General features: G+C 53.3%; 6 protein-coding genes and 3 tRNA genes. 4 read left to right on the top strand and 5 right to left on the bottom strand.

All coding sequences use genetic code 11. The annotated features are described in order from the left end of the window. A partial coding sequence (locus JTI85_RS21240; protein WP_255575074.1) for an NAD(P)H-hydrate epimerase occupies positions 1 to 371 on the bottom strand: 371 nt, incomplete at its 3' end. Between JTI85_RS21240 and queG the strand changes: the two genes are divergently transcribed. Next, entirely contained in the window at positions 370 to 1,509 is a 1,140-nt protein-coding gene (gene queG / locus JTI85_RS03445) for a tRNA epoxyqueuosine(34) reductase QueG (protein ID WP_219352117.1), read from the top strand. The genes JTI85_RS21240 and queG overlap by 2 nt on opposite strands. Positions 1,510 to 1,778: 269 nt before the next feature. On the opposite strand, the gene JTI85_RS03440 is transcribed toward queG, so the two are convergent. The 4 genes from JTI85_RS03440 to orn form a co-directional block, all read right to left on the bottom strand. Beyond that, a tRNA-Gly gene (locus tag JTI85_RS03440) sits at positions 1,779 to 1,854 on the bottom strand. 156 nt (positions 1,855 to 2,010) lie between these two features. Further along, positions 2,011 to 2,086 (bottom strand) — tRNA-Gly (locus JTI85_RS03435). 37 nt (positions 2,087 to 2,123) lie between these two features. Continuing rightward, positions 2,124 to 2,199: transfer RNA gene (locus JTI85_RS03430), tRNA-Gly, on the bottom strand. Between the two features lie 241 nt (positions 2,200 to 2,440). Next, entirely contained in the window at positions 2,441 to 2,986 is a 546-nt protein-coding gene (gene orn / locus JTI85_RS03425) for an oligoribonuclease (protein ID WP_003839477.1), read from the bottom strand. 106 nt (positions 2,987 to 3,092) lie between these two features. On the opposite strand from orn, the gene rsgA reads away from it, so the two are divergent. The 3 genes from rsgA to mscM all read left to right on the top strand — a co-directional run bounded on the left by rsgA (position 3,093) and on the right by mscM (position 8,538). Then, on the top strand, positions 3,093 to 4,145 hold the full coding sequence (rsgA, locus tag JTI85_RS03420) for a small ribosomal subunit biogenesis GTPase RsgA (RefSeq protein ID WP_219352116.1): 1,053 nt from the start codon (positions 3,093 to 3,095) through the stop codon (positions 4,143 to 4,145). A 92-nt stretch (positions 4,146 to 4,237) separates the two neighbouring features. After that, the gene (asd, locus tag JTI85_RS03415) at positions 4,238 to 5,206 is read left to right on the top strand and encodes an archaetidylserine decarboxylase (protein WP_219352114.1); all 969 of its coding nucleotides are present in this window, start codon (positions 4,238 to 4,240) and stop codon (positions 5,204 to 5,206) included. A 17-nt stretch (positions 5,207 to 5,223) separates the two neighbouring features. Continuing rightward, positions 5,224 to 8,538 (top strand): miniconductance mechanosensitive channel MscM, encoded by a 3,315-nt coding sequence (gene mscM / locus JTI85_RS03410; RefSeq protein ID WP_137345707.1) that lies wholly within the window; start codon positions 5,224 to 5,226, stop codon positions 8,536 to 8,538. Position 8,539 lies beyond the last annotated feature (1 nt).

The following is an 8,539-nucleotide window of genomic DNA, read 5'->3' as shown; positions in this document are numbered from 1 at the left end:
ATATCTGCCGCGTGAATGACGCCACCAGCGTTAAGCCAGGCATCACGCGCCTGCTGCGCCTCCTCGGGGAGTGGCTTGTCACTCTCCTGCGCCAGCAACGTGACTTCAAGCCCCAGCGCTTTGGCAAGTCTTGCCACCACGTAACCATCACCGCCGTTGTTGCCATGACCACATAGCACCAGCCAGTGTTGGGCGTTCGGATAGGCCTCGCGGGTGACCTGAAACGCCGCTTCTCCCGCCCGTTGCATTAGCTCATACAACGTCAGCCCTAAACTGTCTGCCGCCTCTCGCTCCATCCACCTGATGTCATCGGCGTGCCAGATGAAGTGTGGTATACTTGCGGGGTTTTTCTTCATTGTATGGTCCGTCATGTCAGAGCCCCTCGATCTCAATCAGTTAGCGCAAAATATTAAGCAGTGGGGGCTGGAGCTTGGCTTTCAGCAGGTCGGTATTGCCGATACCGACCTCAGCGAAGCGGAGCCCAAACTGCAGGCCTGGCTGGATAAACAATACCACGGCGAGATGGACTGGATGGCCCGTCACGGCATGATGCGCGCCCGACCTCACGAATTATTACCCGGTACGCTACGCGTCATCAGCGTACGTATGAACTATCTGCCTGCTAATGCCGCCTTTGCCAGCACGTTGAAAACCCCCTCACTCGGTTACGTCAGCCGTTACGCGCTTGGGCGCGACTACCATAAGCTACTGCGTAACCGCTTAAAAAAGCTGGGAGAGAGGATTCAACAGCACTGCGTTTCGCTGAATTTTAGACCTTTTGTCGATTCCGCGCCCATTCTTGAGCGTCCTTTGGCGGAAAAAGCCGGACTTGGCTGGACAGGTAAGCACTCACTTATCCTCAATCGCGAAGCTGGTTCATTTTTCTTCCTCGGGGAATTACTGATCGACGTGCCCCTGCCGGTCGATAAGCCAGTCGAAGAAGGATGCGGGAAATGCGTTGCCTGTATGACCATCTGTCCCACCGGGGCCATCGTTGAACCCTACACCGTAGATGCGCGCCGCTGTATCTCTTATCTCACTATCGAACTGGAAGGCCCGATCCCGGAAGAATTTCGTCCCTTGATGGGGAATCGAATTTACGGCTGCGATGATTGCCAGCTCATTTGCCCGTGGAACCGCTATTCACAGTTGACGACAGAGGATGACTTCAACCCGCGCAAGCAGCTGCATGCTCCGGAGTTAATAGCGCTGTTTAGCTGGAGCGAAGCGTGGTTTTTAAAAGTCACGGAGGGGTCTGCCATTCGTCGTATTGGCCACCTGCGCTGGCTGCGAAATATCGCCGTTGCGTTGGGTAATGCCCCATGGGATGACGCGGTTATTCACGCGCTGGAAAGTCGCAGAGGTGAGCACCCACTTCTCGACGAACACATAGACTGGGCGGTTGCTCAGCAAATTGAGAAGCGAAATGCCTGCGTAGTTGAGGTGCAGTTACCGAAGAAACAACGTTTGGTCAGGGTCATTGAAAAGGGTCTGCCGCGCGACGCGTAAGTCATCCACAGCTTGTGTATAAAAATAAAAACACATTGATATTCAAGAGAGAAAAAATCGTCAAGTGATCGCATTAACAATTTGAAATGATAATTAGTTCAATAATTTCAAATAGTTAAAATGATACTATTCACCCAGCGAAGTTTTTTGTATTCCAGGAATAATACCCGAGCCTGTGGATAAGTCTGTTTACAAGAGTATGTCAATGACGAAACAAAACGTCCCCAACGCGATTATTCGTTGTGGATATTTTTATTGGGGTAAGAATTTGGAGCGGGAAACGAGACTCGAACTCGCGACCCCGACCTTGGCAAGGTCGTGCTCTACCAACTGAGCTATTCCCGCATAATCTTCGTCTTTCGAACCGCTACTGCGTTGGCTGCCTTCATTCGCCTGGGTCACTTACTTCAGTAAGCTCCTAAGGACTCATTCAGTTGCCGCCTTGTCGCAATTCGAAATCCTGCGATTGGTGGTCTGTGCTTTATAAGCACTTTCAAATTTTGGAGCGGGAAACGAGACTCGAACTCGCGACCCCGACCTTGGCAAGGTCGTGCTCTACCAACTGAGCTATTCCCGCTTGGGTGTGTCTTTGCTTTACAAGCATTTTCAAATTTTGGAGCGGGAAACGAGACTCGAACTCGCGACCCCGACCTTGGCAAGGTCGTGCTCTACCAACTGAGCTATTCCCGCAAATCTGTACTGCTTTTGTTGCTGCCGTAACGAGTAATTCTCTGTCGTTACGGGAGGCGCATTATACGAGAAATCCGTTTAGCTGCAACCCCCCGAAAAGCGATTTTCTCATTTTTCTGTTTAAGTGCTGAATTTATCGGCAAGTCGTCTAATTTAGCGACAATTCTGCCTCAGTGCAAGCTCACAGGAACGATATTCGTAGGCCGGGTAAGGCGTAGCCGCCGCCCGGCAATCCACAAAATCAAAGCTTAATGAAATGTTCGCGATAGTAAGCAAGCTCGGCAACCGATTCACGAATATCGTCCATCGCCTGATGCGTTCCCTGCTTGGTGAAGCCAGCCAGGATTTCCGGCTTCCAACGACGCGCCAGTTCTTTGAGCGTGCTGACGTCCAGATAGCGATAATGGAAATACGCCTCCAGCTCCGGCATGTATTTAAACAGGAAACGGCGATCCTGGCCGATGCTGTTGCCACAGATAGGTGATTTCCCTTCCGGAACCCACTCTTTTAAAAAGGCCAGCGTCGCCAGTTCAGCTTCACGATCGCCCATGGTGCTCGCTTTTACGCGTTCCACCAGCCCACTTCCGGTATGCGTACGTACGTTCCAGTCATCCATTAACGCCAGTTGCTCATCAGACTGATGCACCGCAATTGTCGGTCCTTCAGCCAGGATATTCAGGTTGGCATCAGTCACTAGCGTAGCGATCTCAATAATGCGATCGCGCTCGGGATCCAGACCTGTCATCTCCAGATCGATCCAAATCAGGTTGTTTTCATTGGCACTCATGCTATTTTCCACCCTTCAGACGTCACATTCAGTGTGACTATATTCATCTAAAATTGCGTGTATCATAAATGTTTTGCCCATTATGGGCGACCAGGAGCCAGTCCGATTGAGTAAGAATAAACTCTCCAAAGGCCAACAGCGCCGCGTGAACGCCAATCACCAGCGTCGTCTTAAAACGTCCGCGGAGAAGCCCGACTACGACGACAACCTGTTTGGCGAGACCGCTGAAGGCATCGTTATCAGCCGTTTTGGCATGCATGCCGACGTAGAGTCTGCTGACGGGAAAATTCACCGTTGCAACATCCGCCGTACCATTCGTTCGCTGGTTACCGGCGATCGTGTAGTCTGGCGTCCGGGTAAAGCGGCAGCAGGGGGCGTGAATGTTAAAGGGATCGTTGAGGCGGTACATGAGCGTACCTCAGTACTCACTCGCCCGGACTTTTACGACGGGGTGAAACCCATTGCGGCCAACATCGATCAAATCGTAATTGTCTCAGCCATCTTACCTGAGCTGTCACTGAATATTATCGACCGCTATCTGGTGGCTTGCGAAACCTTGCACGTAGAGCCCATCATCGTACTCAACAAAATTGATCTGCTGGACGACGAAGGTATGGCCTTCGTTAACGAGCAGATGGATATTTATCGCCACATTGGTTATCGCGTGTTGATGGTCTCAAGCCGCACTAAAGACGGCCTGAAACCGCTTGAAGAAGCGTTAACCGATCGCATCAGCATTTTCGCCGGTCAGTCGGGCGTAGGTAAATCCAGCCTGCTCAATAATCTTCTCGGCCTGCAGGAAGAGATCCTGACCAATGATGTCTCCGACAACTCTGGTCTTGGGCAGCACACCACAACAGCTTCTCGCCTGTACCACTTCCCTCACGGCGGCGATGTCATCGACTCCCCGGGTGTACGTGAGTTTGGGCTGTGGCATCTTGAACCGGAACAAATCACTGATGGCTTTGTCGAATTTCATGACTATTTAGGCCATTGCAAGTACCGCGACTGTAAACATGATGCAGATCCGGGCTGTGCAATTCGTGAAGCTGTCGAGGAAGGGAAAATTGCTGAGATTCGGTTTGAAAATTATCACCGCATCCTGGAAAGCATGGCGCAGGTAAAAACGCGTAAAAACTTTTCTGATACAGACGACTGACAACTAAGCTAAGCATCGCTAGAATCGTCCCCCTTTTTTCAGGATCCGGCCCATATGCCGGATCGGGAACAAATTATGGCCTGGAGGCTACCTTGTTAAACTCATTTAAGCTTTCGCTACAATACATTCTGCCGAAACTATGGCTCACTCGCCTGGCGGGTTGGGGTGCGAGCAAACGAGCGGGATGGCTGACTAAACTGGTTATCGATCTGTTCGTGAAATACTACAAGGTCGATATGAAAGAGGCGCAAAAGCCGGACACTGCCAGCTATCGCACCTTTAACGACTTCTTTGTTCGCCCGCTGCGCAACGATGCTCGCCCGATTAATACCGATCCAAACGTACTGGTCATGCCCGCTGACGGCGTGATCAACCAGTTAGGCAACATCGAAGAAGACAAATTGCTGCAAGCTAAAGGGCATAGCTATACCCTTGAAGCGCTGCTGGCTGGCAACTACCAGATGGCTGACAAATTCCGCAACGGTACGTTTGTGACCACTTACTTATCTCCACGCGATTACCACCGTGTACACATGCCGTGTAACGGTATCCTGCGTGAAATGATGTATGTGCCGGGCGATCTCTTCTCTGTGAACATCCTGACCGCGCAGAACGTGCCGAACCTGTTTGCCCGCAACGAACGTGTTATTTGCCTGTTTGATACCGAATTCGGCCCGATGGTGCAGATTCTGGTCGGCGCGACCATCGTCGGCAGCATTGAAACCACATGGGCAGGCACCATTACCCCACCGCGTGAAGGCGTGATCAAACGCTGGACATGGCCGGAAGGCGAAAGCGAAGGGTCGGTGGCGCTGCTGAAAGGTCAGGAAATGGGCCGCTTTAAGCTCGGTTCTACCGTCATCAACCTGTTCGCACCTGGCAAAGTTAACCTGGTTGAGCAGTTGCAGGATCTTTCCGTGACCAAAATCGGCCAACCAATGGCCATCTCGACCGAGACTTTCGTGACGCCAGAGGCAGAACCGGCCCCGCTGGCGAAAGAAGAGATCGAAGCAGAACACGACGCCAGCCCGCTGGTTGACGACAAAAAAGACGAAAGTTAAACATAGGAATCGCTGCTGTGCGCCTGATTATCACTTTTCTGATGGCCTGGTGCCTCAGCCTGGGGGCGTACGCTGCGACGGCCCCCGATGCCAAACAACTCACCCAGGAACTGGAGCAGGCAAAGGCGGCAAAACCCGCTCAGCCAGAAACCGTCGAGGCGCTCCAGTCCGCGCTGAATGCTCTCGAAGAGCGGAAAGGCTCCCTTGAGCGTGCTGAACAATATCAGCAGGTTATCGATAACTTCCCCAAGCTGTCCGCAACATTACGCGCGCAGCTAAACAACCTGCGCGACGAACCGCGTAGCGTACCGACCAGCCTCACGACGGATGCATTAAACCAGGAAATCCTTCAGGTCAGCAGTCAGTTACTGGATAAAAGCCGCCAGGCTCAACAGGAGCAGGATCGCGCCCGGGAAATCGCCGACTCGTTAAGCCAGCTTCCTCAACAGCAAACCGATGCCCGCCGCCAGCTCAATGAGCTTGAGCGGCGCATTGGTACCGCCAACGGCAATTCCGCGCAGAATCAAGCGATGCAAGCTGAATCCGCCAAACTTAAAGCCCAGGTCGATGAACTGGAGCTGGCGCAGCTTTCCGCAAACAACCGCCAGGAACTGGCGCGAATGCGCTCCGAACTGGCAGAAAAGCAGAGCCAACAACTCGACGCTTATCTGCAAGCATTACGCAACCAACTCAACAGCCAGCGCCAGCGTGAAGCCGAACGTGCGCTGGAGAGCACGGAACTGTTGGCAGAAAACAGCGCGGGACTGCCGGAAGGTATTGTCGATCAGTTCAAGGTTAACCGCGAGTTGTCTCAGGCCTTGAACCAGCAGGCGCAACGTATGGACCTGGTCGCCTCGCAGCAGCGTCAGGCCACCAGCCAAACGTTGCAGGTACGTCAGGCCTTGAATACGCTGCGGGAACAGTCACAATGGCTTGGCGTCTCGAATATGCTGGGGGAAGCACTGCGTGCACAAGTTTCTCGTCTGCCAGAAATGCCCAAACCCCAGCAGTTAGATACCGAAATGGCTCAGCTGCGCGTACACCGTATGCGCTATGAAGACCTCCTCAACAAGCAGCCGCAATTACGTCAAATTCACCAGGCCGACGGGCAACCGCTAACCGCTGAGCAGAGCAGCATTCTCAACGCCCAGTTGCGCACTCAGCGTGAACTACTGAACTCTCTGCTACAGGGTGGCGATACGCTGATCCTCGAGCTCACTAAGCTAAAAGTCTCCAATAGCCAACTGGAAGACGCCCTGAAAGAGGTCAATGAGGCGACGCACCGTTATCTGTTCTGGACATCAGACGTCAGCCCCATCTCGCTCTCCTGGCCCGTCGATATTGTTCAGGATCTGCGCCGTCTGATCTCACTCGATACATTTAATCAGCTTGGCAAAGCCACTATCATGATGCTGACCAGCAAGGAAACGCTGCTACCACTGTTCGGTGCACTGGTGCTGGTTGGGTTTAGCCTTTCTTCACGTAAACACTTTACTCGCTTTCTGGAACGCTCGTCAGCGCGTGTTGGTAAAGTAACCCAGGATCACTTCTGGCTGACGATACGCACGGTATTCTGGTCGATACTCGTCGCCTCACCGCTGCCAGTGCTATGGGCAACGCTCGGTTACGGGTTGCAGGAAGCCTGGCCTTACCCGCTGGCTGTTGCTATCGGCGATGGCGTTACCGCCACGGTGCCTATGCTATGGGCGGTAATGATTTGCGCCACCTTCGCGCGCCCCAACGGGTTGTTCATCGCCCACTTTGGCTGGCCGCGTAACCGTGTCGCGAAGGCCATGCACTATTACCTGATGAGTATCGGGCTGATTGTCCCGCTGATCATGGCGGTGATTATGTTTGATAACCTCAATGACCGGGAATTCTCCGCCTCACTGGGACGTCTGTGCTTTATCCTGATTTGCGGAGCGCTGGCGATCGTAACCCTGAGCCTGAAACGCGCCGGCATACCACTGTATCTCGACAAAGAAGGCAATGGCGACAACATGGTCAACAGCATGCTGTGGAATATGCTGATGGGTGCACCACTGATTGCTATTCTCGCGGCAGCTGTGGGCTACCTGGCAACATCACAAGCCCTGCTGGCGCGCCTGGAGACTTCGGTAGCAATTTGGTTCTTGTTACTGGTGGTCTATCACGTCATCCGCCGTTGGATGCTTATCCAGCGTCGCCGCCTGGCATTCGATCGTGCCAAGCATCGACGCGCCGAAATGCTGGCGCAACGCGCGCGCGGTGAGGAAGAGCCGCCACACTCAACCAGCCTCGAAGGGGCCGTTGATGTTGACGAAAGCGAAGTGGATCTTGATGCAATCAGCGCACAATCATTGCGCCTGGTGCGTTCTATCCTGATGCTTATCGCCCTGCTTTCGGTTATCGTGCTGTGGTCAGAAATTCATTCTGCTTTCGGCTTCCTGGAAAATATCTCACTATGGGATGTCACCTCCACGGTGCAGGGCGTGGAAAGTTTAGAGCCCATTACACTGGGTGCGGTGTTAATTGCGATTCTGGTGTTTATCATCACGACGCAGTTGGTGCGAAACCTGCCCGCGTTGCTGGAACTGGCGCTGCTGCAACATCTGGATTTAACCCCCGGCACCGGTTACGCCATCACCACCATCACCAAGTACCTGCTGATGCTGATTGGCGGTCTGGTTGGCTTCTCGATGATCGGTATTGAGTGGTCCAAACTGCAATGGCTGGTGGCCGCTCTCGGTGTCGGTCTGGGCTTTGGTTTGCAGGAGATCTTCGCCAACTTTATTTCCGGCCTGATTATCCTGTTTGAAAAACCAATCCGCATTGGCGACACGGTGACCATTCGCGATCTCACCGGTAGCGTGACGAAAATTAATACCCGCGCCACGACCATCAGCGACTGGGACCGCAAAGAGATCATCGTGCCCAACAAAGCGTTCATCACCGAGCAGTTTATCAACTGGTCACTATCTGACTCGGTCACGCGTGTCGTGTTAACTATCCCGGCGCCGTCGGAAGCTAACAGCGAGGAAGTCACACAAATCCTGCTTACCGCCGCCCACCGCTGTTCGCTGGTTATCGATAACCCGGCGCCAGAAGTCTTTCTGGTTGATCTGCAGCAGGGGATTCAAATCTTCGAACTGCGTATCTATGCCGCAGAGATGGGGCACCGTATGCCACTGCGCCACGAGATACACCAGCTGATTCTGGCAGGCTTCCGCGAGCACGGTATCGATATGCCGTTCCCACCATTCCAGATGCGTCTGGAGAGTCTGGGGGGTAAGCAAACGGGGAGAACGTTAAGTTCTGCGGGCAGAGGCAGTCGCCCGGCGGGAAGTTTGTAAT

Origin of the sequence: Citrobacter sp. Colony219 (assembly GCF_019382635.1) — a bacterium.
GTDB classification, from domain to species: domain Bacteria; phylum Pseudomonadota; class Gammaproteobacteria; order Enterobacterales; family Enterobacteriaceae; genus Citrobacter; species Citrobacter youngae.
The sequence above is the reverse complement of the archived record's forward strand: the minus strand, read 5'-3'. Positions and strand labels throughout refer to the sequence as shown.